A 25656-nucleotide genomic window follows, 5' to 3' on the forward strand; every position below is an offset into this window, starting at 1 on the left:
AAAATGAAAGTACGCGCTCAAATCGGCATGGTTCTGAATTTGGACAAATGCATCGGCTGCCACACCTGTTCGGTCACTTGCAAGAATGTCTGGACGAGCAGGGCTGGCGTCGAATACGCCTGGTTCAACAATGTCGAGACCAAGCCCGGCGTCGGCTACCCGCGTAACTGGGAAGATCAGAAGCAGTGGAACGGGGGGTGGACACGCAAATCGAACGGCAAGATCAAACCGAAAATGGGCGGAAAGTTTCGCCTGCTGTCGAAAATATTTGCCAATCCGGACCTGCCGGAAATTGACGATTACTACGAACCCTTCACCTTCGATTATGCTCATCTGCAAACCTCTGGCGAAGCCAAGGATGTACCAACGGCGCGGGCGCATTCCGTTCTGACAGGCGAGCGGATGGAAAAACCGGTATGGGGACCGAATTGGGAGGAAATTCTCGGTGGCGAATTCGAGAAGCGCAGTCAGGATTATAATTTTAAGGATATCGAAAAAGAGATGTATGGGGAGTTTGAGAATACCTTCATGATGTATCTCCCGAGGCTCTGTGAGCATTGCCTGAATCCTGCCTGTGTCGCGGCCTGCCCCTCCGGCGCAATCTACAAGCGCGAGGAGGATGGTATTGTCCTCATCGATCAGGATAAATGCCGGGGATGGCGGATGTGCGTTTCCGGCTGTCCGTATAAAAAGATCTATTTCAACTGGCAATCGGGGAAGTCGGAAAAATGCACCTTTTGCTATCCAAGAATAGAAAATGGCGAGCCGACGGTTTGTAGTGAGACCTGCGTTGGCCGTATCCGCTATCTTGGTGTCATGCTCTATGACGCGGACCGGATCGAAGAGGCGGCGAGCGTTGCCGATGAGAAGGACCTTTACGAGGCGCAGATCGATATATTCCTTGATCCCTCTGATCCGGAAGTTATTGCTGCGGCGAAACGTGACGGTGTTCCCGATAGCTGGCTTGCAGCCGCAAATAAATCTCCAATTTATAAAATGGTCATGGACTGGAAGGTTGCCTTTCCGCTGCATCCAGAATATCGGACAATGCCGATGGTCTGGTATATCCCGCCTCTCAGCCCGATCCAGAGCCGGTGGGAAGACGGCCAGCTTGAAACCGACGGCGTCATCCCGGATGTCAGCAAACTCCGCATTCCGGTCAAATACCTTGCTAATCTGCTCACCGCCGGGAAGGAGCAGCCGGTCACCCATGCATTGGAACGCATGCTGGCGATGCGCGCCTATATGCGCACGAAGCATGTCGAAGGTGCGCCGGATCAAAGCATCCTCGACCATGTTGGCCTCGATAAACCGACGGTTGAGGATATGTACCAGATCATGGCGATTGCCAATTATGAAGACCGTTACGTGATCCCGACCAATCACCGGGAATATGCGGGCAAAACCCCCTTTGATAATGAAATCGCCTTTGCGTCCCGCTCGGAATGCGGTTTCAGTTTTGGCGACGGGTGCTCGGGCGGAGAGGTCAAGAAGAGCCTGTTCGGCACGCCAACCCATAAAAACTCCTTGAATGGACAAATTCGGAGGCAAAAATGAAAACCTTCAAAATACTCGGTCTGTTGCTCACTTACCCAACTGAAGAACTCCGGAAAAACATGGAAGATTTGGTTGAGGTCTTGCGCAGTGAAAATATTCTGCCTCGTAAGCTTGAGGCTGGGCTGGTTACCTTTATGGAAACGCTCGCCGCACGCGATCTACTGCGGGCACAGGAAGAGTATGTATTACTCTTCGACCGTGGCCGCGGGAATTCGCTTTATCTGTTCGAGCATATCCACGGCGAATCCCGTGATCGCGGGCAGGCGATGGTCGATCTAATTGATCATTACAGGGAAAAGGGACTCGTTCTCAACGCGAAAGAGCTTCCTGACTATCTACCGCTGTTTCTGGAATTCCTGTCAATCTGTGCGCCGCAGGAAGCGCAAGGGACTCTGGGAGAGGTCGTGCATATCGTCGCCGCCATCGGCGCCAAGCTCAAAAAGCGGGGGTCCAGTTACAGTATCGTTTTCGAGGCGCTCGCGAAAATGACCGACGCCGCCATCGACAAGGAGTTTGTTCATCAGGCGCTGATCGAAGAGGCGGCGCGCGACGACAGTCTCGAAGCGCTGGACAAGGAATGGGACGAGGCGCCGGCTTTTGACGGTATTGGTGATTCGAGCTGTGGGACTTGCCCGACAGCCCAGCCACTTGATTTCGGCGCCAAACATTCAGAACTCAGCCAGTCTAAATAGGAGGGGCAGATGAACATTTACCTAAACGAACTCTTATTCGGTATTTATCCCTATATCGCGGTTCTTGTCATGATCCTTGGCTGTATTTTACGCTATGATCAAAACCCCTACAGCTGGAAAGCCGATAGCTCGCAGTTGCTCAGAAGCAAGGGGATGCGCTGGGGCAGCAACCTGTTTCATATTGGCATTATCCTGTTGTTCGTTGGCCATCTTGTCGGCCTGCTGACTCCGGAAGCTGTTTATCATTTGGTTATGAGCGCCGCCGTAAAACAGAAGATGGCGATGATCGCCGGCGGGATTTTCGGGATCATGTGCTTTATTGGCCTGACGATCCTGCTTTGGCGCCGGATAATGGACCCCAGAATTCGCGCGACCAGTACATTCGCTGATATACTGATCCTTGTTGTCCTGTATTTGCAGCTCATTCTGGGACTCGCGACGATACCGGCATCGGCCCAGCATGCCGACGGCAGCAGCATGATCGCGCTTGCCAACTGGGCGCAGCATATCGTCACCTTTCGGGCCGGCGCCGCTGATTTCGTGATGGAGGAAGCGTTTATTTTCAAGGTACATATCTTTCTCGGCCTGACGATCTTCCTTATATTCCCTTTCACCCGCCTGGTGCATGTGTTCAGTGCACCGGTAAAATATATTGTGCGGCCGGGATATCAAGTCGTCCGCAAACGGGGGTAACTATGCCAGTTTTCGTAAATGACACCGAAATTGACGACAACGCCGTCTTCTCCGAGATGCAGTATCATTCTGCGGAAAGCATGGAGAAGGCGCGCGATGCCGCGGCCCAGGCTCTTGTCGTGCGGGAGCTGCTGCGCCAGGAAGCCATAAGGCAGGGCCTCGGCGATCCTGATCAGAATGATATCGATCTCGATGCCTCGCTGATGCATCTGGTTGAAAAGGAAGTAACGGCTCCCTCCGCCAGCTCCGACGCCTGCCGCGCTTACTACCAACAGAATAAACACCGCTTTCGTGTCTCGGACGCCAGTAACGCCATTCTGCCTTACGAGACTGTCGAAGAGAGGATACGCGATTACCTGCATACCCGGAGCGTGCGCGAGGGGATCAGATCCTACATCCTGCATCTCGCCGGATCCGCCCGCATTTCAGGGTTTGATCTGGCAGGCTCTCTGTGATGGTGAGAGAGGATGTTCCATGGACAGCTATCGGGAATTGGTAGAAGGCTATAAGGCGTTCCGGCATAAATATCTCCATCAGGATTTCGATGCCTACCGAAGTTGGGCGGCAACGATGCCGCGCCCAAAAGTGATGGTTATTGGCTGCAGTGACAACCGGGTAAATCCGGCTATCCTGACCCATGCGGGTCTTGGCGACATCTTCGCTGCCAACAATGTCGCAAATATCGTTCCGCCTTTTGAAACGGGCCAGCATTCCCATCTTTCCATAGGCGCGGCCGTGCAGTTTGCCATAACCCGCCTTGAAGTCGAGCATATCATTGTCATGGCCCATAGCGGCTGTAGTGGCGTCCGGGCATTGATGTCCTATGACCAAAATGAGCAGGGGCCGGATAATGACTATATCCGTGGCTGGGTCAACGTCATTCGAGAAGCAAAAGAGGCCGTGAAAGAGGCCATGGGAGATCGAGATCTTGATGAGCAATGCCAAGTTTGTGAAATGGAAGGGGCGTTAGTTTCGCTGTCCAATTTGATGCAGTATCCCTATGTTCGCGACGCGCTTGAAAAAGGAAACTGGAACTTCACGCTTGGTATTTTCACATCGAAAGCGGGGAGTTATTGGCCTACAATTATGAAAAAAAGCGATATCAGAGGCTTGTCCGAGCTCATTAGATCAGCGTCCATCGGCTATTGCGCTATTAAGTTCACTAATGAGCGTGTTTTCATCAACGCCATATGCCCAAAATTAAAAGCATTGGTATCCACAACGTCCCGGTTGCCCATTAGAAAACCGTAAATCCTTTCAGGAACGGCAGAAGCGAGGCCAGAAACGGTGCGTCCGGTGTATTCGCTATCAGGCGCCCGCCCGCCAGTGTCTAAATCGCCATCGCACCCATATTTATCCAGTATGGAGGAGACAGATCACTGGGTGCAAACCGGAAAAAGGTATATCGATAAAAAATAAGCGACATCATCCAGATGTACAGCATTCCGCCCCAAAGCCACATTGACAGGGCCAGGAAATTGAGTTCGACCCGATAAGGTTGCGCGACATGTATCGCGAGAATCGTGGCAAGGACGGCGATCGACTGCGTTGCGACGATCGCGAGAAGCCACGCGCCGCTAATGCCCTGTTCCAGCGTTGGTTTATTCTCTTTCACGGTAAAAGCGGTAAAGATTGTATAGGTCAAGCCGATCCACAGGCCGACAGCCAGAAACCAAAGAACGAACCCTGCCGTTTCGTTGTTGGCAATAAGCACAAACTGACTACCAAGGATGCTCGTTGCCGCAACGAAGGTGAAAAAGCCAGGCCCCCGACCATGGTCGATCAGGTCCGCTTTATACTGTTTCGGATAGCGAAACGCCCGGAGAATGTTTAAACCCCACAACAGGACGTAAACCATGATGTTCAGTACAAAGAGTGCCCATGCCACGCATGGCAGCCCCAACTGCCAAGGGGCGAGTGACACGATTTCGGTAGCCATCACCATCCCGAAATAGGCGGGTGACAGACTCTCAAGTTTGTCGGAATGCATATTGTTAGGAATCTTAGATAGGTTGTCTCTGATAGTATAACTCCTTTGCGATCAGCGAAAATGATACTCAACCAACGATTTCGTAGGAAATCTGTATATTCGCCGAAACGGAACCACCCAGACATGACATCACCGTCTTACTGTTCGAGTTTGATTTATTGTTGAGATACTTGACGTTTCTGCCACCAGTTTCGTAACGATTTAGGTTCTGACGGCAGCATATCCCCTAATCCACCCATAAATTTCTTCCATTTTTCGATGGCCGTGGCGGGCACAGCGACCAGGACAGGAATGCCTTCTGACATAGCGGCCATAATATCGTCGGCCAAGCCCTCGCCAAGTTGTTCACGCTCACCAAATTTTTCAACGACCAGAAGATCCACCTTTGCGGCAATGGCGCGACGGAGAACAACACTCGATTCTGTAAGGACAGACTGGTTCAACCCACAGGAGCCCGCGGCGATGTCCTCTTTACTTGGCCGGACGATGGGAAAACGGTCGCCGTTATCAAGGGCGACTGCGTCTGCACCAATTTTTACGCCACGATCATCATATATTATATCTTGGATAATGCCTCCGACAGAGTATCCCTGTTGACACATTTGAGCGGCGAAAAAAGATAAGGCTGCTTTATCAGCAGTTTGTGCTGAGTAAACTACGGCTGCGGCGTAAATGTTTGGTGTATCAGGCATATTTTTATCCTGTTAAAGTAAGCTGTATAAGGGAAACGTACATCCGGTATGGTGTTTTCTAGAGTTATATGACGCATAAAACCACCGATTAAATGTGACGTAACTTCAAATTTCGAAAACGGTGCTACTCGACCATTCGAAACCCTTCCGTTGAATGGAAAAAGCCGTTCGACAAAGGGGCGATTGTTACAATTTCTTGAAGTAGCCCAAGAGATTTTTTACTATCCTCAGGATTATCAAGAACATTTCGGAAAAGGTGGGCGACCTCGACCATATCCATGTCGTGCGGCCATAATCTGAAATGAGTGATGCCAACTTCTTTCAAGTGGTCGAGTTCGCCAAGCAAACTATTCATCGTATAGGACATGGTTTGGGTGCCATTAACAGCCAGAAACGGCGTGCCATCAAGCGTCCTTACATCCATTCCATCGGGATTGAGCTCACAGACATACTGACACCCGTCTTTGGTGAGATTATGGGAGCGTGCATGGTAACAGCGCGCTGAGAGCGCGAGTGGCAGCCGACCAAACGTTTGGACTTCCAGTTCCCGGCCATTTGCGGCCTTTCCAAGTTGGGCTACTGAAGTCGATGGCAATTCGCAGGAAAGGACAACGCGCGATGCGCCAGATTCATAAAAATGTTCCAGAGTGCCTTCATTGTAAACATTCACGAAAGGTCCGATGACATGCTTTTTGTGGCGCAGCAAATTGATAGCCGACAGATCGTTTGCTTCGATTGGCCTGGGTGACTCGCTCGCCAGCTCATTGAGTTCTTTTCTCTCCCGCCTCGACATAACAAGGGCGAGGGTGGAGAGAACCACTTCCTTACCGGCTGCCTCAAGCCTTTCGCAAACCTCCGGAATATAGGGTGAAAAAAAAGGCGCGCGTTTGGAACAGGTAATCTCGCCAATATAAACAACGTCAATTGGCGCTTCATCTGCAATCCTGAAATAGAAATCCCGTCTTTTCTCCGCAGGCCAGTTATAGAGCACTGGACCCAACGTCAATTGTGGCGCTGCGGACGTCATCCTTATCTCCAGTTTTTCTGATAGGCGCCGGCCGTACTGCGGGCGCCTTCGGTGATTGAACCGAGATTGGAATCCGGGAGAGCATCCCCCCTCAAGACGGCATCAATCGCCCGTCGATAGCTTGAAACAACCTGTGCAACATAAGCTTTGCCTCTCTGGCGGCCTTCAATCTTAAGAGCCTTGACGCCGGTCTTGATTAGCTCCGGCAAAAGCGCCATGACATTGAGAGAGGTCGGCTCTTCGAAGAGGTAGGAAGGATCACTATCTTGCCCAATGAACCGGCCTTTGCAGAGGGTCGGATAACCGGCCGCTTCCCCATCCGGATAAGCGTTGATGGTAAAATCTCCAAGCTTTGAGACCAATTTCTGGCCTCGTTGTTCATAGCCGACATGGCTCGCGGGAGAGCAGACACCATTCATATTGGGAGATTTTCCTGTAATATAGGACGAAAGGGAACATCGACCCTCGGCCATGACACACATGCCGCCGAACGCGAAAACTTCGGTCTCGACCTCAACTTCACCAGTCAGTTCGGCTATTTCCCGGACAGTCAAAACCCGTGGAAGTACGACGCGTTGTATATCGAAGGTCGCGCGGTAAAAATTAATTGCTTCTGGATTGGAAGCCGATGCCTGCACGGATAGATGGCGCCGTAATTGGGGATGATGCCGTGCCGTATAATCAAGCAAACCGATGTCCGCCATGATTACCGCATCTACACCGATGTCGGCCGCGATATCAACAGCTCTGTGCCAAGGAGGCAGATTCCCGGCCTCAGGATAGGTGTTAATGGCGACATAAACCTGGCGGCTCATGGAATGGGCCTGTGCCACCGCGACTTTTAGTTCGTCGGGGCTGAAATTCAGGCCCGGGAAGTTACGGGCATTGGTCTCATCTCGAAATCCTACATAGACGACGTCTGCACCAGCTTTCAGAGCAGCATTTAAGGCGGATGGCGTGCCTGCCGGGCATACGAGTTCCATAGTCAGTGCTCGCCAATCACGACGCCAGAGTGTTTTCTCATGGTCTGCATCTTTCGGATTTCTTTTCCCTGCTGGATAAGAAGTTTTTCCTGTCTGCTGATTTCTTCATCCATTTGGGATATCCTCCGTGTGACTGGCCCAATGAGGGATTTCTGAAGGATATCAAAATCCTTGAGAGCGGCTCGATGAAGAGAGGAAAGCGGCGTTGTCACCTTTTTTAAAAGAGGAGGTAAGGGCCCGGTAAATCCCGTCAGGATATGTTTGAGGGAGAGATCCACGCTATCGACAGCGTTCCTGAGCGTCAGCACAGCCTCTGTATCGCCTTCGACAACTAAACGCCGTGTGAAAAACAGAGAGTCACCATCTACACTCCCCTCGAGAAGCTTCGTGAAAGAACAAATATCTCCCGATATTGACGCCGTTGTATTCGAGACAGCCTGCCCTTCGCTCAATATTTTTGCGGTCGCTTTTCCATTCTCAAGTATTATGAGGAAGCTGAACGAGAAATCCGTCGGTATGATATGAAAGCGGCAAAAGCCCAAAGGTGCCAGCCGGCTTGCAATTTCGGGATATAGCCGTTCCATCCGGCCAAGGAAAATAGTGAGTAGACGGGACATCAACTTCACGGGTAATGGCCGCATCGCGAAACCTGTCAGCAAAACCGGCGAGAACGGAGGCAGTAGGGCCGCTGATCTTGTATCGGTCACGAGTTTATCCTTCACCAAGCAATGTTGACAATCAAAACTTTGCAACAGGCCGATCGGGCGAACATTGATTTAGATCAAATTAAATCCGTTATCTCTCGTAAGAAAGTGATCAGAATTAGGAAAGCGATAGGTTCTAAATTTCTACTGACAAGGAGGCGTCCATAGATGACAACACCCTCCAGAGATAATGGATTTCGCCATTGATCCGCACGAAAACTTCACTTCGCCAGTCCAGTTATTTATACTAAACACTTAAAAGCCTAATTATAAACTTGAAAAATTGTGGGTAATGTCTTGAGAGCTTGATACTTGTTTGCACATTCCATTTTATTGGAACGAAAGCATAAGAAGCAATAGAATAAATAGTTATGCAATCTTGTAACTCTATCTCCGATCATAATTCAATGCTCAATCCTGTGGGAGGCAAAAACAAAAATGAATGAACTGTCACATCAAAGCATTGTCTGGGAACCCAGTGAGGAATTGATCAGCCAAAGTAATTTGGTAGCGTTCATGAAAAAGCATGACATTTCTGATTATAACTCGCTGTTCAAACGCGCAGAGGAAGAGCCGGAATGGTGGTGGAACGCCATTGCCGATCGCATCCGTTTTATAAAACCTTATGAGAAGATTTTGGATACCTCCCGCGGGATTGAATTTCCAGAATGGTTTGTGGGCGGCACGACCAATATCGTAGAGAACTCGCTGAGCTGTCATCGCGGTACAGAGGTATGGACATCGCCGGCTGTTCTCGGCGAGTCCGAAGGAGGGGAAACCCGCATCTGGACCTATGAGGAGTTGAGTGCGGAAGTCTCTCGGCTGGCGGCGGGGTTGCAATCGCTAGGCGTGCAGCCCGGCGAAGTGGTTGCCGTCTATATGCCCAATGTGAATGAAGCGGTCGCCGCCCTGCTGGCGGTGCCGAAGATCGGCGCGGTGGTGATGCCGCTTTTCTCCGGTTTCGGGGTGGATGCCGTTCTTGCCCGCTTGACGGCGTCCGAGGCGGTCGCCATCCTCACTGTAGATGGTGCGACGCGGCGCGGACAGACAGCACCGATGAAGGAAGTTGCCGATGCCGCGGCCGCCCGCGCGCCAAGTGTCCGCAATGTTGTCTGCCTCCGGCGAACAGGCCATCCCGTCACCATGGGCGAGACAGATGTTGACTGGGAGGGGCTATGCGAGGGTCAGCCGACGGACATGCCAAATGCTGAGATGCCAGCGGAAGCACCCGCACTGCTGGTCTACACCTCTGGTACTTCGGGCCAGCCCAAAGGAACCGTACATACCCATGGCGGCTTTCCGGCAAAACTGTCGCTTGATCTAGGCTTGATGATGGATATGAAGAGCAGCGACCGGATCGTCTGGTTTTCCGATATGGGCTGGCTGGTTGGGCCACTGCTAGCGTTCGGCGCAACCCTGATGGGGGCGTCCTTCGTCATTGCCGATGGCGCGCCGGACTATCCCGACAATACACGGATGTGGCGACTGATCGAAAAGCACCGCGTTACATTCTTGGGCGTGTCTCCAACGTTGATCCGGGGTTTCATGCATGGGGCAGGGGTAGGCGATCATGACATTTCCTCCATACGGATCGTCGCCTCCACGGGGGAGGCCTGGACGTCTGATGCCTGGTGGTGGACATTTGAGAATGTTCTCAAAAGAGACGGACCAATTATCAACTATACTGGCGGGACGGAAATTGGCGGGGGTATTCTGGCTGGTTCCGTACTGCGTCCCATGAAGGCCTGTGCTTTTTCTGGCCCAGTGCCGGGGATGGGCGCCGATATTGTTGATATGGATGGGAAGCCAGTTGGGCCAGGAAATGTAGGAGAGCTGGTCCTGCGCGTTCCCTCCATCGGGCTCAGCCGGGGATTGTGGAAAGATAACGAACGCTACCTTTCCAGCTATTGGCGGGATATTCCCGGCTGCTGGCGTCAGGGCGACTGGGCCGTGCGGGATGAGGACGGCTTCTGGTTTGTCCTCGGCCGGTCCGATGACACGCTGAAAATCGCGGGAAAGCGCACCGGTCCGTCGGAGATTGAGGCATTGCTCACCGCCACCGGCAAGGTGCGGGAGGCGGCGGCGATCGGCATTCCGGACGAAATCAAGGGTGAAAGCGTCGCCTGCGTCGTTGTTCTGGATAAGAACATAGCGGCGGGCGTGGACGTTGAGAAGGAACTGTCCGATGCGGTGATCGCCGGATTGGGCTATCCCTACAAGCCGAAATTCATTCTGACCGTCGCCGATCTGCCGAAGACGCGCAATATGAAGGTGATGCGGCGGCTGGTGCGTGCGGTCTGCCTAGGCAAGCCGCTTGGCGACACCTCGTCGCTGGTCAATCCGGAGGCGCTGGACGCGATATCAGCGGCCGTAGTCCAGAGCGGACATATGGTAAGTGCTGGAGATAATTTGTAGCCTCATGTAGAGGCGGCGGGATACCATCGCGTTACCTTGTGGTAGGTACGGAAATTTCCCGTCAAAGCCCCAGATACGCTTCTCGCACTTTGTCATTCTGGATGAGTTCTTGCCCCTTGCCGGTCAGAGTGATCTGGCCGTTTTCCAGTACATAGGCCTGATCCGCGAGTTCGAGCGCCATATGTGCATTCTGCTCAACCAGCAGGATGTCCACGCCATTTCGGGAGATAGTCTGGATGATATTGCCGATCGTTTCCACGATGGTCGGCGCAAGGCCGATGGAGGGCTCATCGAGCATGAGCAGCCGAGGCGAGGCCATCAGGGCGCGCCCGACCGCGAGCATTTGCTGCTGACCCCCGCTCAGGGAATTCGCGGGCATATGCAGACGATCTTTCAGGATCGGGAAATAATCGAGAACGGTTTCCAGATCCTTCTGGATGGCGTCCTTGTCTGTCCGCACATAGGCCCCGGACATCAAATTGTCGCGGATGTTCATCGTCGGAAACAGCCGCCGCCCTTCTGGGACGAGAGTGAGGCCCCTAGCGACTGTATGGGCGGGTGAAAGGCTCGTGATATCTTCCCCTTGAAATTCGATTTTTCCTTTTAACGGGGTTAGCAGTCCGGCAACCGCCTTCATTAGTGTCGTTTTTCCAGCACCGTTTGCGCCAACAATTGTGGTGATCTCGCCCCGCTTGACCGATAAGCTGACACCTTCAAGTGCCGGAACGCCACTATAACTGACGAACAGGTCGTGGATAGATAAAATGACATTTGGTTGGTTCATTTTTTATGTCCAAGATAAGCTTCGATTACAAGGTCATTCTGGCTTACTTCTTCAGGCGTGCCGGCCGCAAGAAGCCGGCCATGATTCAATACAAGTATTCGATCACAGATCCGCATAACAGCCCGCATGTTATGTTCAACTAGCAGGATGGTTATGCCAAGTTCGCTGCGGATCATTTCGAAAAGATCAAGGGCGGCCTTAACTTCCGATCCTTGCAGCCCCGTCAACGGCTCGTCGAGGCATAGCACCTTCGGTTCAGCAGCAAGGGCAATGGCAATGCTGAGCATTCTCTGCAGACCATGTGGAAGACTGCTGGCAGTTACTTTTAGATAATCTTCTAGGCCAGTCAGTTTCGCCATTTCACGCATTTTTTCCTGTCGCGCTGCGGCGGTTTTTAAACGATGAGTCGTTGCTATAATGATATTGTCCGCAACACTCATTTCACTGAGCAGACTCTCATGCTGGAATGTTCGTATGAGGCCCATACGACTGATGTAAGTTGCGCTTTTACTAGTAATATTCTGGTCAAGGAATGAGAGCGTCCCGGATGTCGGCGGTATAAATCCACTGATCAAATTGAAAGTCGTACTTTTTCCGGCGCCATTGGGGCCAATTAGCCCAAGGATTTCCCCTTCGTGTAATTCAAAGCTGAAATCTGCTACGGCCGTAAGACCACCAAATTTGCGCTCCAGGCTTTCTGCCTTCAGGAGGATTTTCCCTTCGCTACTCTTGTTGTATCCAGAAAGCGTATCTGTCTGAGTATCGTTCAACGTCCCGCCCTCCCCATTAATGTGCCAGCTTTGAAACGCACGCCAAGACCGACAATTCCGCCAGGTACAAGGAGTAGGGCGCCAATAATAATTGCGCCATAGAAAATGTTCTCATAGGGTCCGAAGCTGTGAAGGAATTGCCCCGCCAAGGTCAGGATTGTTGCTCCGATGATGGGGCCTACAATATGACCTTCGCCACCAATTTTGACATAGGCTAGGGCAAGTACCGCAACAAAATAGGTAAAATCCGCCGGGGCAATGACGCTATTCGTATAGGCATGGACGCCACCGACAAGGCCCACTGCCGTGGAAGCGATAACTAAACATAGAATTTTGAGACCGATTACATTCAACCCGACAGAACGCGGAATATCTTCGTTGTTCTTAATTGCCTTAAATACACGGCCAAGATTGGAACGTTCTGCCGCGTAAAGCCCAAACAGGATTGCCGCCAGGATGGAAATGGCAATTGCCGGAAAATATGCATCCAGTTCCATTGGAGGGAACATTCCGATCATGCCAGAATTCCCGCCGAGCGCTTCTGTTTTTGTATAGATAAGCCGGACAATTTCGGTGAAGGCAAATGAAATCAGCAGGAAGTAGGGACCCTTGGTTCTAAGGGTGATCCATCCGAACAGTGAACTGATCACACCGGCGATTACTGGGGCGGCAAGAAGCGAGATGAAAAATGGCCAGCCCAGGATGGTTGACGCCACTGCTGTCGTATAGGCGCCTATGCCAAAAAAGGCGGCTGTTGCGATATTCAACTCGCCGATCAGCAGTACGAATCTCAGCGTGACTGCCAGCGCCGCGTTTGCAAAGACCCAGATGACGACCTGCACATAGTAGGGGTCGCCGCTAAAAAGAGCAAAGCAGATCGCGCCAATGGCGATCAGAATGCAAAGGGCGAGCCCCGGATTACTTTTCAGCATGACCTAAAATTCCCTGTGGACGGACAATAAGCAGAATTACGACTAGTACAAACATGGCAAGCGTTGCCGTGGATGGGTCAAAATAATAGCCACCAAAACTTTCAATCAGAGCGATTAGAAGGCCCCCCAGAATAGCACCTAGGACGCTTCCCAGTCCGCCGATAATGATGATGATGAAGGCTTTGACAAGAAAGTCATCGCCGATAACGGTCGTAACCGGTGTGACAGTCGCCATCAGCGCGCCGGCACAGGCGGCCAATGTGGCGCCGATGAGAAACCCGTACAGGGCCACCCGGCGATAGGGGATGCCCTGAAGCATGGCGGCCTCCTGATCTTCGGCGACCGCGCGCAGGCTGAGACCAAGCTTTGTCCTGTGGACGAGAATATAAAGACCCAGCGTGATGATGGCCGCAACGATCATGAGCACCAGCCGTTGAATGGTGAGACTTGCGCCCAGAATAGTGATGTTTCCCGGTATGACGGCGGGAATGGAGCGTGGCACGCCTCCGTAGAGGATCAGGTAAGTGCCGTTCAGCAGCAGCAGCAATCCGATCGACAAGATGAAGGATCCATTCAGATCCTTCAGGACATACTTAAAGCCGAAAAAATAAACCACAAAGCCAATTACACAAACAACCAGGAGCGCCATGACAAAGGCAATAAGATAGGAAAACCAGATTGGCATTCCAATGGTATCCACGCTCCACATCATTACTGAAGTGACGACTAGAGCCGCGGCTGTGAAAAAAGTACCGTGCGCAAAATTTACGATTTTCATAACGCCGAAGATCAAGGTCAGTCCAAGTGCAAACAGCACGTAAACTGATCCGATTTGAAGCGTATTCATGAGAAGTTGTACTTGTAGTTCCATAGGTATGGTCCGGTCATTCCAGTGCCGAATTTATGATATGCCAGCCCGCAGAGTGAGAGCTGGCATATCAGTTACTTCGCTGCTCAGCTTTACTTAAGTCGTTTCTTAAGTTCAGCTGGTGCAATCCGTCCTACTTCAACGGCTTTTCCGTCACGCAATTGCGTAATCATGACAGGAACAAGTATTTGCTGAGGATTGCCATAAACTTCTGCACCACCAAAAGCCGCGGGGCCATATGAAGATTCAAAAATGATTGTCGGTAGGGTTTCTGCAATCTTTTTTGGCTCGATACTGTCAGCTGTTTCGATCGCTTTCTTAAGCGCCATTACGGCATCATAGCTTGAAATCGTGATGCCATTCAGGGCTTCGCCCAGCTTCTCCATTGCCCCAGCGTTCAGCTCACGTTGAATTTCGCTTGCTGACTCCCCGGTGAAGTCCGCAGATGCTCCTAAATAAGTACCTTCTGCGGCGGCGCCGGCCATTTTGCTCAACGTACCTGCGGAGGTGCCGGCAGGAACAACTTTAATGCCATTCCATCCAAGGACATCCAGTGCTTTCAACATTGAGCCAACATCAGTAGGCGGAGAGGCGCCGAAATCCACGATATCCGCATTGCTGGTTGCTATTTTCGTGGCGATTGACTGGAATTCAGTTGTGCCACGTTCGTATTTGTCCTTCGATATGACTTCTACGTCCAGATTGCCCCAGGTATCTATTGCAACAGGCTCAAGCTCCTGGCCAGTCGCGTCGTTCGGGGTGATCATTGCGACTGTTTTGGCATCGGGATGTTGCTCTTTTATATAGCCGTAGAAAGGTGCAAGAATTTCGAACGGCGTGTTCATTTGAGTAAAGGTAAGTGGATACTTTGGCCCTTTGATGCTTTTTCCCCAGCCGGTATTGAAGAGTAGGGCGCCTTTTCGTTCAGATAGCGCCTGCGTCGCTTTTACTGGGGCCGTTCCAATGCTGCCGACAATGAAGTTAATATTCTCTCGGTTCAGCATCGTTTGGGCCGTTTTGGCGCCTTCGGCTGCATTGTATTTATTGTCATATGCATGCAGTTCCAGCATATAGGTCTTGCCACCAGCCTTGATGCCACCTTCAGCGTTGATTTTCGCGACAGCTTGTTCGGCCGCGTATTCAAAACCTAAGCCCCATGCCGCCGCTGCACCTGACATTGGTGCTGAAATGCCCACTTTGAGTGTTTCGTCGGCGATAGCCGTTTGCGCACTGAACAAGGCTAGTAGAGCCCCTCCAGTAATGCCAATTATTTTCTTCATAGACATACTATTCTCCCTCGGTTTGAGTTTTTTTGATTATGCGGTTTTACTGTACTAATGAGCTAAAGATTTGCTGATATTCCTCCTGAAACCGGCAAGGAGGCACCGGTAATAAAGTTTGAATCGGGGCCGACGAGAAAGCTGACCGCACCCGCAATATCTTCTGGTTGGCCCAATCGTTTCAGCAGAGATCGATTGGTGTAGTCCTTCACCATTTCAGGAGCTGCTTTCTCAATGACGGAGGTCTGTATTAATCCTGGCACAATACAATTTACCCGAACATTTGGCGCCAGCTCGATTGCCAGAGAGCGGGTTAGGGACGAGACCGCTGCTTTTGCGGCGGCATATTCCGGCTGATCGCCATCCCCGGCGAAGGTCACTGAGGATATATTGACAATCACACCTTTCTTGCGCGCTATCATGCCTGGGGCCGTGGCCTGCACCATCCAGAAAAGCGGCTTCAGATTAAGGGTGAAGGTGCTGTCGAAGCGATCCTCGCTCATCCCAAGAATGGGGGTCACCAATTCGCCGCCGCGGATACCGCCCACAACATTGACCAAAATGGAGACCGGGCCCAGTGCGTCCACGATTTCGGCAATGGCGGCGTTCGTTTCTTTTTCATCGGTGGCGTTCGCCCGCGCCGTCTGAATGCGGGTGTCCGGATGCCGGGGCTGGATGCCTTCGGCCGTCGCGACAACACGTCGGCCCGAAATGTCTATCAGGCCGAGGGCCGCCCCGTCCGCCGCCAACCTTTCGGCAATCGCCGCGCCCATCGGGCCGCCTGCTCCGCTGACAAGGGCGACGGTACCCGCCAGCGGAAGCGGCCTATTTGTGAAAGACGATTGTTCTGTCATTACTGGACCTCTTTCAATTTACCCTGGCCTTCTGTGTACCAGTCGCGGAGAGTGCGTTTGAGTATTTTGTTGGACGGGCCGAGAGGCATGTCGTCAACTGTGTAGACACGGCGGGGCGACTTGTAGGCCGACAGATTCTTGCGGCAAAAGGCGATGATATTCGCCGCATCCAGCGTATGCCCGGCGTGCGGAATAACCACGGCGACCGGAATTTCGCTCTTGTCCTTGTCCGGCAGGCCGATAACGGCGCAGATGCGGATACTGGGGTGCTGGTAAAGCAGATCCTCGACTTCCAGTGGGTAAATATTGTAGCCGCCGGAAATAATGACATCCTTTTTCCGGTCCACGATGAACAGATAGCCGTCTTCATCGAGATACCCGAGGTCGCCGCTGAGCCAGCCATCAGGCGTGAAGCTGGCGGCTGTTGTTTCGGTGTCGCCCCAGTAGCCCGCGCCGATGGTGTCGCCGGAAATCCGTACTTCGCCAATTTCGCCGTTCGATACTTCCGTGCCGTTGTCATTGACGATGCTAATGCGGGCGCCGCCGAGCGGTACTCCGGCGGAGCCTCGTTTGCGCACGCCAAAGAGTGGTTCGCCCGTCACATAGCCAGTACTTTCTGTCGCGCCGTAAATCTGCAGTAGAGGAACGCCCATTTTCTCTTCAAATTGCTGCATGACATTCGGCGAGACGGGTGATCCGCCTGTCACACAGGTCTTCAGCGAACTGAGATCATGTTTCGCGGGGTCGAAATCGCGGAGCAGGTACAAGAACATGGTCGGTGATCCGGCAAGATAGGTCACCTTTTCGCGGGTGATCGCCTCCAGCACGGCATCTGTGTCCCAACGCTCCATCTGGATCATTTTTGCGCCCGAAAAAATCGCCCCGTTCATCATGCAAGTGGCGCCAAAGTTATTGAACAGCGGCAGGGCGCAAAGAAAGACTTCCTGGCCCCACAAAAGGCCGCCGTGAACCGCCATGTCGCGCAGCGTCGTATACTGGCTGAGCTGTGTCTGCATTGCGCCTTTGGGTGCTCCCGTGGTGCCGGAGGTGAAGAACAGGGCAACGACATCTTCGGCCTTGAAATCAGGTAATGAATAGGCCGTGTCGGCGGCATCTGCCAGGGCGTCCACGTCAAGGGCGCCGTCCGCCGCACCGCCGGTAACGAAAATCGTCTCCAGTTTGCCGGTTTCCTGTCGCACCTCAAGGGCGTAGGGCAGAGTCTCCCGATTGGTAAGGATGTTTTTCATGTCAGTCCGCGTAACAGTGGATTTCACCTCATGCACGCGGTTCATGCTGCTAATGGGATTGGCGATAGCGCCGACTTTCTGGCATGCCCAGTACCCTAGGGCCATTTCCGGGCAACTCGAAAGGTACAGCCCGATCGCCTCCCCGGCCTTTGCGCCATTCGCCTTGAGCACATTCGCGAGCTGTGAAGTCCTCGCATCAAATTCGGCAAAGGTCAGTGTCCGCCCTTCAAAGCTGATGAAAATCTGATTCCCAACAAGGTGCGATGTATTTTCCAGACATTGCGCTAAAGACGTAACTGTCACTTATTAACCTCCCGTTTTTCCTGATGTTGGTGCACCAGGGAGCGTGCTGTTTTTTTGTTCAGTCTATGCATAAGGACTAATACCAGTCAACGGATTTGAACATTTGTTAGTTTTTTTTGTGAAGTGGCGGCGCACGGCAGCTTGCTCCTGATTTGCAGAAGGGCGGAGGGCGGCCCGTGGCACGGATTTTCAAAAACGTGGCGCGTTGTTGAATAGGCGGGGTGGGGCGAAAAGGAGCCCTTACGGGGTCATGCCCCCATTATGGACAATGCCGTTAAGCAGCAAGGATTGTTGCAAGGCGATCATTTCCTGCAAGCTGTAGTAGCCGTCCTGTCCGCCCTTTTCCGGGTTGAACCATTCGACGGTCCAGTTCAGCGCGCCAATCAGGAACAGCCGAAGGGGGACAACCTCAAAATCACGGCGGATGATCCGGTTTTCCTGAGCGTTTTGTAGACATGCATCCCATGCGGCAGCGTATTTCATGCGCACCGGGCGATGCCGTTCGCGTATCTCATGCGGGAGTTGCCCATACATGCGGATATTTGCGGAGGTGAATTCGCCGCGTGCGAACAGAACCCGCATATGCGCATTGATGGCGGCGGCGAGCTGCCGACTGTTGTCGGGGTAGCGCGCATGGTCATAGAGGATTTGTGATACCCCATCCGCCATTTCCCGCAAGCCTCGGTCGAGCACTGCATCGAGCAGATGTTCCTTGGATTTGAAATGGTAATAGATGCTGCCTGCTTCCATATTCGCCTCGGCCGCGATGCGGCGCAGGGTCGATGCGCTATAGCCATTTGCCCGCATGACTTTCGCGGCTGAGGACAGGATGTGCATGCGGGTTCGCGCCACCTTGCTGTCGGCCTGCTCAATCAAGCCCTCGTCCAGAAAGTCCATTTCCTCCACCGGGAAGGGATGCTTGCTGGTTTCCACCAGCATGCCGTCGAGAATCAGCATAGCGGCGCTTTCGGATATAGCACTGACCGGATAGCTCGAGTCGTGGAACCATTCCCCCATCCAGTTTAGCGCGCCCAGAAGAAAGTGGCGCAGCGGTGCAATTTTGATGTCGGAACGGATCTGCCCCTCTTGGAGGGCCTTATGCAGGAGCTCCTCCCACAGCTTCGCATAGGCCATACGCAATGGACGGTGGCGCTCGCGCATATGCAGGGGAAGCATGGAAAAGTTGCGGATGTTTGCGGAGGTGAAGTCATTTTCCTTGAGCAGATAGACTAGATGGTAATGGACCATCTGGGCAAAAGTCTCGCGAAAGTCGCAGCCCTCCACCTTGCAGGCATCCCGCGCCTCCCTGACAGCGTGGTAGAGTTGGCGCAGCCCTTTATCGAGAACCGTGTCAAATATCTCTTCTTTCGAGGCGAAATGATAGTAGATGCTACCGGCCTCGACACCGGCGGCGTCAGCGATCCGGCGCAGGGTGGATGGTCCGTAGCCTAAAGCCCGAAATTGTTTCGCTGCCGCTGTTAAAATAGTAAAGCGGGTTATTTCTGATTTTTTTGCCGTCGCGTCGGGCGATAGGGTTATTTCCGGTGTCACATTCATGACGTTTAATTCCTTCTTGACAGAAGATTGTCAAGCAATGTAATTCGAACAAATGTTTGATTTTATCAGGCAAGTGGGAAAAATTCAATATAAACGGGTATGGGAGAAGGCGAAATGCGTGGACTTGCGGGAAAACATGTCATCGTAACCGGTAGCGGTAGCGGTATTGGACGCGAAATTGCCAAGCGTTTTGCTGAAGAAGGGGCGATTGTTGCCCTGTTCGACATGAATACTGATGGCGCCTCAGAAACACTTGGAATGATTGAGGAAAATGGCGGCCGTGGCGCCGTTTACACGGTCGATATCACCAATTGCGAGGCGGTCAGCCACGCGGTGGCTGCGGCGGAGAAAGTCGCCCCAATTAACGTTCTGGTCAATAATGCGGGCTGGGACAAGATGGTTAATTTCCTCGATTCGGATGTGGATCTTTGGAAGAAAGTCATCGATATAAATCTCTACGGTGCATTGTATATGCATCATGCGGTTCTTCCTGGAATGGTAGAAAACGGTGGTGGCAGGGTGATCAATATCAGCTCCGACGCGGGCCGTGTCGGCTCCTCGGGTGAGGCTGTCTATTCTGCCTGCAAGGGCGGGCTGATTGCCTTCACCAAAACCGTCGCGCGGGAGCTGGCGAGGGCCGGTGTCCAGCTCAATACGGTCTGTCCGGGTCCGACGGATACGCCGCTGTTCGCCAGTGTTTCCGAAGGTCCCGCTGCAGATAAGATTACCGAGGGGCTGAAACGCGCGATCCCCATGAAGCGGTTGGCGCAGCCGTCGGATTTTCCGGGCATTGTCTGCTTTTTGGCGTCGGATGACGCCGGCTTCATTACGGGCCAGACTATATCGGTCTCCGGCGGCCTGACAATGCATGGCTAGGCAGGAGAGGGGCTGGCGAGAAACGGAAAAGAGGCCTCGCCGCCTGTCGGCTATTTGTCTTGTCACGCTTTCTAACGTGAGTTAGAATTTCTCGACACAGGGAATAATTTGCCCCGGAAACAGCGGGTGGAATACGGGTTCTTTGCGGGAGGTAAGGGGCACTGCCGGCCGGGAGAGGCGGCTTTTTTGTCCCGGCATAAGGCAACCCGTCTTTAGGATCCCGGCAGGGGATCTGCGGCGAACCCGGAGATCAGAAAAAGGGAGGTCCTGCGGATCGGTTCTATAAGATAAAAACGAGACATAAAAATCCGTTTCGGAACTTTCGCGAATCATTAGAAGAAATCTCCGGGTTCGCGAGGCTTCAGGGAAAATCATAAAACTCCAGCGATGCAAAAAGGAAAAAAAATGGCTTCTAGGGAATATAATATGCAATACCGCCGGGCGGATGCGGCGGGCAAAAAAGGCGACACCTGCTGGCATCCCATCGAGGTGATGCCGCTTGACGAGGTCAGAAAGTTGCAGGAACGTAAGCTGGTCGAGCAGATGGCCTATCTCAAGGAACGCTCCCCCTTTTACCAGAAAAAATTTGCCGATGCGGGGGTCTCTTTCGACGATATCCGCTCCATCGAGGATATGCAGAGGCTGCCTTTCACCTACAAGACCGAAATCCGCGAAAGCCTGAGTGCCCAGCGGCCGTTCGGGCTGCATCTCGCGGCGGACGCCAAGGATATCGTGCAGATGCAGGCCTCCTCCGGCACCACGGGTAGCCCGTCCTATGTGGCGCTGACGGAGAATGATGCCGAAATGTGGCATGAGATGAATGCGCGCTGCTTCTTCGCCTGCGGCATCCGTCCAGGCGATATGTCGTTGCATGCCTTTGCGATGGCCAAGGGCTTCGTCGGCGGCCTGCCGATTGCGCAGTCGATGCAGTATATGGGTGTTGTCGATATCCCGATCGGTGCGGATGGCGGGGCGGACCGCCTGCTGCGCGCGGCGGCTGATTTGCGGCCCCGCGTCCTTGCCGGGGCGCCGAATTTCACCATGTATCTTGCCGAGAAAGCGCCGGAAACCGTGGGCGTTGATGCCAGCACTCTCGGTGTCGAGGTGGTTCTCGTGGGCGGGGAGCCAGGCGGCGGCATTCCGGCTATCCGCCAGAAAATCGAAAAACTCTGGGGGGCGAAGTGCTACGAAATGCTCGGCGGCACCGATATCGCCGTCGCCTATTGGGGTGAGTGCCAGGAGCAGTCCGGCATGCATATGGTCGGCATGGATTACATCATCACCGAACTGCTGGATCCGGCGACGGAGAAGGTCATTCCCTTCACCGACGGCGCGGAAGGGGAGCTCGTCTATACCGCCATCGGGCGGGAGGCGAACCCGCTGGTCCGGTTCCGCTCCGGCGATCATGTGGAGGTGCGGGGCACCAGTTGCGCCTGCGGCCGGACCGGTCCGAAAGTGCGCTGCATTGGCCGCACGGACGACATGCTGATCATCCGCGGGGCGAATGTGTTCCCCTCGGCCATCCAGAGTGTGATCACCGATTTGGTGCCAGAGACCAACGGCGTCATGCGCGTCCTTGCGGATTTCGAAGGGCATACCTCGCAAGGCGCGCTCAAGGTCCTTGTCGAGCGGGGACGGGGGCGTTCCCCGGATCAGGATGCTGCGCTCAAGCAGTCGATCGAGACGCATTTGCGCAATTCGCTCGCCTTCAAGGCAGATGTCCGCATTGTCGATTCGGATACCTTCGAAAAGCCGGGGGCGGTGAAGGTTGCGCTGACCCTGCGGGAGTATCCGGACCTGCCGTGAGGCAGGGCATGAGTGACATGCTTGAATGAGAAAACGTCGGCTCTCTGGTGGGAAACAGCATGGGAGAACCGTCATGACGCGACGCATAAAAAACAGGGATTAGGAAAATGGATCTGGGGCTTAAGGGAAAACGGGTATTGATCACGGGCGCATCGCAAGGCATTGGCGAAGGTCTGGCGGAAGTGTTCGCGGAAGAGGGGGCAGACTTGTTTCTGGCAGCCCGGCAGGAGGATCGCCTAAAAGGCATTGCTAAACGCGTGACGGAGGCGCATGGCGTCAAGGCGGAATATTTTCCGGCCGATTTTACGAAAAAAGGGGATATCGACAAGCTGCATGCCGCCGCCGGTGACATCGACATTCTGGTCAATAATGCCGGGGCCATACCGGGCGGCGATCTGTGGCAGGTCGGGGTCGATGACTGGCGCCCGGGCTGGGACGTCAAGGTGATGGGATATATTGACATGACCCGGCTCTTCTATGCCAGCATGAAGGCGCGCGGGCATGGCGTGATCCTCAACAATATCGGTAATGGCGGCGAGAATTTCGATTTCCGCTATATCGCGGGGACCACGGGGAATGCGGCGCTGATGGCCTTCACCAAGGCAATGGGCGGGCATAGTTTGCAGGACAGTATCCGCGTTGTTGGCGTCAATCCGGGACCGGTTGCCACCACGCGCATCGACAAGATCATGAAAGCCCGAGCGAAGGAGCGCTGGGGCGATGAAAGCCGCTATGGCGAACTATTGGCTAATTATCCGCGTGGGCGGGCGGCGACGGTGCGTGAGATCGCCGATCTGTTCGCCTTTCTAGCCTCAGATCGGTCCAGCTATACTTCAGGTGTGATCTTCACTGTGGATGGCGGCATCACATCGAATATGTCCATCGGCGGATAAGGCGGTTGGTCGGCAATTCGCGGGCCTGCCGTAAGGTAGTTCGCGGATTTGCGCGTCATGTTCTGGATTGACAATCGGGGCGCCCGCACATTAATCTAACATCTGTTAGGAAATTTACTAAAAAGAAAACAAACCTGACGCCGGGAGTATTTCAGCTTTGATGAAGGCGTTGTCACGATGGGCGGCGCGCCGATACGGGAATATCGGTCGCGCTGCCGGTCTCCTAAAAAAACCCGGCATCCATAGCCTGTTCACATGTGCCATCGGCGATGATGGTTCGATAGATCCGATAGAAAAGAAAGAACAAATAATATGACTGATCGTTATGCTGCTTATACCAAACTGAAATTTGACTATCCGGCCGACCGTGTCCTGCGGATCACGTTTAGCAATCCCGAAACGTTCAATTCCGTAGACGCAGAAACACATACTCAAATGACGGATATCTGGCGCGATATCGATCGCGATCCGGACATCAATGCCGTCATCGTTACCGGGGAAGGCAAGGCGTTTTCGGCGGGCGGCGATTTCGGGCTGATCGAGAAAATGACCGGCAATTTCGACGAGATTATGAAGACCTGGAAGGAAGCGAAGGATCTCGTTTACAACATCATCAACTGCAATAAGCCTATTATCTCGGCGATCAATGGTCCGGCAGCCGGTGCGGGGCTCGTTGTTGGTATTCTGGCCGATGTGTCCATAGCCGGAAAGCGCGCGAAAATTGTCGATGGTCACCCCCGGCTCGGCGTTGCGGCGGGCGATGTCGCCGCCATCATCTGGCCGATGCTTTGCGGCATGGCGAAAGCGAAATACTATCTTCTCACCTGTAAGCCTGTGTCCGGAGAGGAAGCGGACCGCATCGGTCTGGTGTCTATGTGCGTTGAGGATGACGAATTGCAGGAAACAGCGCTCGGTATCGCAACGGATCTTGCCAATGGTTCTCAAAGCGCAATCCGTTGGACAAAATATTCACTGAATAATTGGCTGCGTCAGGCGGGGCCGATCTTTGATGCCTCCACCGCGCTGGAAATGCTCGGCTTCATGGGCGAGGATGTGAAAGAAGGCGTCGCCTCCCACCGGGAAAAACGCGCGCCGAATTTCCGCAAAGACTGCCCGATTTAGGTAACTGTGTTCTCTGATATATCCTCTGCCCCCACGCGGGGTAGAGTTTTAAAACGACAATGATAAAAAGATAAATACCTTGTTTTCAAAAATTAGTTCCCTGCTCTTCAAATAATTTTCCCTGTTATCTTTGTTAGGGTAAACGTATGAAAACTTAATAAAAATAGGCAGTTATGGCGTAACCAGCGCTTAAACTGAGACAAAATCGCCAAGAATCCCTGTTTTTTCCCTGTTAAACAGGGAAAATTGTAGAGACGGGTTCGCATAAGACTACTACCTCCACCACTCGATCTGAGGCGAACCTGGATCCAGTCCAGGTTCGCCCCTGAACCCCGCAGTTCCGGGGGCTTTGGCGATATCTCATCCGAACAGAGACGCTCACGTGAAAGCAAACAAGCCGCCATTCGGCATTCGTCTCTGACGCCCTGTTTCAGGGTCCAGTTCATGGGACATTACGATGGACTATTGATGGAAACTGAGCCGTTTTCGTTGCTCATTCCAGTCGGTCGGGAGTGGATTTATTCTTTTGAGAGATTTAACAGTCAACGTCTCCGGCTGACGGCCGTAGAAAATATCCTCAATGATGGAGGGCCCCAGGAAGGCAAGCGGAAGTATCCGTGTGATCTCCGTATCAAAGACCTTTTCACGCTCGGCGATTTCCTTCACTGACTTGACCTCTCCTGATGCCAGCTGATCAAACCAATGCCTGGCCTTGGCAATCAGACGACAGAGATCCGGATCAGGCTGACGGACTTTCGTATTTCCAGCAATGATCAACTTTGCCTCGACACCTTTACGCTGCAGCTTGACGGCAATGTTGAGTACAATAGTTTCGTCTCTCCCGTCGTGATCCGCAACCCGCTTTACTTCCAGCAATTGGGCCAAAGCATTCCGGCTCAGGTCAATAGAGATAGAACCTGATTTGAGCTCAACCCGATGGATGATCGCCTGTAATAGACCTTTCTGCGAAACAGCATCATCGCTCATGATCTTTTCGGCCAACGCGATGGCATGTTCGTTTATCAAATGCAAGTCAGGCAGGCTGTGGTCCTTGAGATGCAGGACATCAATTAATCGGTTCTGATTGCAAAGCAGTTCCCGAACGGGATTGAGGATAGCCTCTTCAAGCGTCGATGCTGGCAGACGCCATCCACCTGCTTCCGGTTCCGCATTCTGTGCCAACTGTCTCGAGATATAGTAGCGATAGCGCTTGCCCTGTTTGCTGGCCTGGGCCTGATACAGAGGCTCTCCCGCTTCGTCGAAGACCAGCCCTGTGAGCAGAAACGGCGCCTGCACATTGGTTGGTGATGACCGCTCCCGGCGGTTACCGCTCATAGTGCACTGAACCTGATCCCAGGTTTCCTGATCGATGATGGCTTTATGCATCCCGGGAAAGGTATCTCCTTTGTGCGGGATCAATCCAACATAGAGCGGGTTTGACAGCAGCCGATACAGGTTGCCCCGCAAAAGGGGCTTGCCGCCCGCAACAGATCCATCCTTTCGGACAACCCTCTTGGTCCTGATACCGAGGCGATCTGCCTCTGCCTTTAAAAGCCGGACCGTCCCGAGCTCGATATAAAGGTTAAACAGCTGTCGGACAGTGGCCGCCTC

At 53.1% G+C, this 25656-nt stretch carries 23 protein-coding genes and 1 pseudogene; 10 read left to right on the plus strand and 14 right to left on the minus strand.

All coding sequences use genetic code 11. The annotated features are described in order from the left end of the window. Window positions 1-3: 3 nt before the first annotated feature. The 5 genes from narH to LKE13_RS18205 all read left to right on the plus strand — a co-directional run bounded on the left by narH (window position 4) and on the right by LKE13_RS18205 (window position 4193). Window positions 4-1557: a nitrate reductase subunit beta gene (narH, locus tag LKE13_RS18185; RefSeq protein ID WP_227953198.1), complete on the plus strand. Its 1554-nt coding sequence runs from the start codon at window positions 4-6 to the stop codon at window positions 1555-1557. Next, window positions 1554-2249, plus strand: coding sequence for a nitrate reductase molybdenum cofactor assembly chaperone (gene narJ / locus LKE13_RS18190; protein WP_227953206.1), 696 nt, complete (start codon window positions 1554-1556; stop codon window positions 2247-2249). Before narH ends, narJ begins: the two co-directional genes overlap by 4 nt. Window positions 2250-2258: 9 nt before the next feature. Beyond that, a complete protein-coding gene (gene narI / locus LKE13_RS18195; RefSeq protein ID WP_227953208.1) occupies window positions 2259-2942 on the plus strand; it encodes a respiratory nitrate reductase subunit gamma in 684 nt (227 codons plus the stop codon). A 2-nt stretch (window positions 2943-2944) separates the two neighbouring features. After that, a complete protein-coding gene (locus tag LKE13_RS18200; RefSeq protein ID WP_227953210.1) occupies window positions 2945-3397 on the plus strand; it encodes a hypothetical protein in 453 nt (150 codons plus the stop codon). Between the two features lie 133 nt (window positions 3398-3530). Then, window positions 3531-4193, plus strand: a complete 663-nt coding sequence (locus LKE13_RS18205; protein WP_415776559.1) for a carbonic anhydrase — start codon at window positions 3531-3533, stop codon at window positions 4191-4193. On the opposite strand, the pseudogene LKE13_RS18210 reads toward LKE13_RS18205, so the two are convergent. From LKE13_RS18210 to ubiT, 5 genes and pseudogenes are all read right to left on the minus strand, one after another. Continuing rightward, window positions 4183-4932: pseudogene (locus LKE13_RS18210) on the minus strand (tellurite resistance/C4-dicarboxylate transporter family protein); the annotation flags it as partial. The gene LKE13_RS18205 and the pseudogene LKE13_RS18210 sit on opposite strands and share 11 nt — an antisense overlap. Window positions 4933-5087: 155 nt before the next feature. Then, a complete protein-coding gene (locus LKE13_RS18215) occupies window positions 5088-5624 on the minus strand; it encodes a DUF2478 domain-containing protein (protein ID WP_227953216.1) in 537 nt (178 codons plus the stop codon). A gap of 124 nt (window positions 5625-5748) precedes the next feature. Next, a complete protein-coding gene (gene ubiV / locus LKE13_RS18220; RefSeq protein ID WP_227953218.1) occupies window positions 5749-6651 on the minus strand; it encodes a ubiquinone anaerobic biosynthesis protein UbiV in 903 nt (300 codons plus the stop codon). Window positions 6652-6653: 2 nt separating this feature from the next. Continuing rightward, window positions 6654-7634, minus strand: coding sequence for a ubiquinone anaerobic biosynthesis protein UbiU (gene ubiU / locus LKE13_RS18225; protein ID WP_227953219.1), 981 nt, complete (start codon window positions 7632-7634; stop codon window positions 6654-6656). A 2-nt stretch (window positions 7635-7636) separates the two neighbouring features. Next, window positions 7637-8341, minus strand: coding sequence for a ubiquinone anaerobic biosynthesis accessory factor UbiT (gene ubiT, locus LKE13_RS18695; protein WP_321576155.1), 705 nt, complete (start codon window positions 8339-8341; stop codon window positions 7637-7639). A gap of 435 nt (window positions 8342-8776) precedes the next feature. On the opposite strand from ubiT, the gene LKE13_RS18240 reads away from it, so the two are divergent. After that, window positions 8777-10753: an AMP-binding protein gene (locus tag LKE13_RS18240; protein ID WP_227953221.1), complete on the plus strand. Its 1977-nt coding sequence runs from the start codon at window positions 8777-8779 to the stop codon at window positions 10751-10753. A gap of 61 nt (window positions 10754-10814) precedes the next feature. On the opposite strand, the gene LKE13_RS18245 is transcribed toward LKE13_RS18240, so the two are convergent. From LKE13_RS18245 to LKE13_RS18280, 8 genes are all read right to left on the minus strand, one after another. Further along, complete coding sequence (locus LKE13_RS18245; RefSeq protein ID WP_227953223.1) at window positions 10815-11537, minus strand: ABC transporter ATP-binding protein; 723 nt, start codon at window positions 11535-11537, stop codon at window positions 10815-10817. Continuing rightward, window positions 11534-12307 (minus strand): ABC transporter ATP-binding protein, encoded by a 774-nt coding sequence (locus LKE13_RS18250; RefSeq protein WP_227953225.1) that lies wholly within the window; start codon window positions 12305-12307, stop codon window positions 11534-11536. The genes LKE13_RS18245 and LKE13_RS18250 overlap by 4 nt, the downstream gene beginning before the upstream one ends. Further along, window positions 12304-13239, minus strand: a complete 936-nt coding sequence (locus LKE13_RS18255) for a branched-chain amino acid ABC transporter permease (RefSeq protein ID WP_227953227.1) — start codon at window positions 13237-13239, stop codon at window positions 12304-12306. Before LKE13_RS18255 ends, LKE13_RS18250 begins: the two co-directional genes overlap by 4 nt. Beyond that, window positions 13226-14110, minus strand: coding sequence for a branched-chain amino acid ABC transporter permease (locus LKE13_RS18260; RefSeq protein WP_227953229.1), 885 nt, complete (start codon window positions 14108-14110; stop codon window positions 13226-13228). The genes LKE13_RS18255 and LKE13_RS18260 overlap by 14 nt, the downstream gene beginning before the upstream one ends. An 89-nt stretch (window positions 14111-14199) precedes the next feature. Further along, complete coding sequence (locus LKE13_RS18265) at window positions 14200-15393, minus strand: ABC transporter substrate-binding protein (RefSeq protein ID WP_227953231.1); 1194 nt, start codon at window positions 15391-15393, stop codon at window positions 14200-14202. Window positions 15394-15449: 56 nt separating this feature from the next. Further along, complete coding sequence (locus LKE13_RS18270; protein WP_227953233.1) at window positions 15450-16241, minus strand: SDR family NAD(P)-dependent oxidoreductase; 792 nt, start codon at window positions 16239-16241, stop codon at window positions 15450-15452. After that, complete coding sequence (locus LKE13_RS18275) at window positions 16241-17791, minus strand: class I adenylate-forming enzyme family protein (protein ID WP_227953235.1); 1551 nt, start codon at window positions 17789-17791, stop codon at window positions 16241-16243. Before LKE13_RS18275 ends, LKE13_RS18270 begins: the two co-directional genes overlap by 1 nt. Before the next feature lie 240 nt (window positions 17792-18031). Then, window positions 18032-19348: a TetR/AcrR family transcriptional regulator gene (locus LKE13_RS18280; protein WP_227953237.1), complete on the minus strand. Its 1317-nt coding sequence runs from the start codon at window positions 19346-19348 to the stop codon at window positions 18032-18034. Window positions 19349-19462: 114 nt separating this feature from the next. On the opposite strand from LKE13_RS18280, the gene LKE13_RS18285 reads away from it, so the two are divergent. The 4 genes from LKE13_RS18285 (at window position 19463) to LKE13_RS18300 (ending at window position 24045) form a co-directional block, all read left to right on the plus strand. Further along, the gene (locus LKE13_RS18285; protein WP_227953238.1) at window positions 19463-20224 is read left to right on the plus strand and encodes a glucose 1-dehydrogenase; all 762 of its coding nucleotides are present in this window, start codon (window positions 19463-19465) and stop codon (window positions 20222-20224) included. Window positions 20225-20629: 405 nt separating this feature from the next. Beyond that, complete coding sequence (locus LKE13_RS18290) at window positions 20630-22030, plus strand: phenylacetate--CoA ligase family protein (RefSeq protein WP_227953239.1); 1401 nt, start codon at window positions 20630-20632, stop codon at window positions 22028-22030. Between the two features lie 107 nt (window positions 22031-22137). Next, window positions 22138-22923: an SDR family oxidoreductase gene (locus tag LKE13_RS18295; protein WP_227953240.1), complete on the plus strand. Its 786-nt coding sequence runs from the start codon at window positions 22138-22140 to the stop codon at window positions 22921-22923. A 312-nt stretch (window positions 22924-23235) separates the two neighbouring features. Further along, window positions 23236-24045, plus strand: coding sequence for an enoyl-CoA hydratase/isomerase family protein (locus LKE13_RS18300; RefSeq protein WP_227953241.1), 810 nt, complete (start codon window positions 23236-23238; stop codon window positions 24043-24045). A gap of 462 nt (window positions 24046-24507) precedes the next feature. On the opposite strand, the gene LKE13_RS18305 is transcribed toward LKE13_RS18300, so the two are convergent. After that, a partial coding sequence (locus LKE13_RS18305; protein WP_227953243.1) for a recombinase family protein occupies window positions 24508-25656 on the minus strand: 1149 nt, incomplete at its 5' end.

The sequence above is a fragment of the Sneathiella sp. HT1-7 genome, from assembly GCF_020731145.1.
Taxonomy (GTDB): Bacteria; Pseudomonadota; Alphaproteobacteria; order Sneathiellales; family Sneathiellaceae; genus Sneathiella.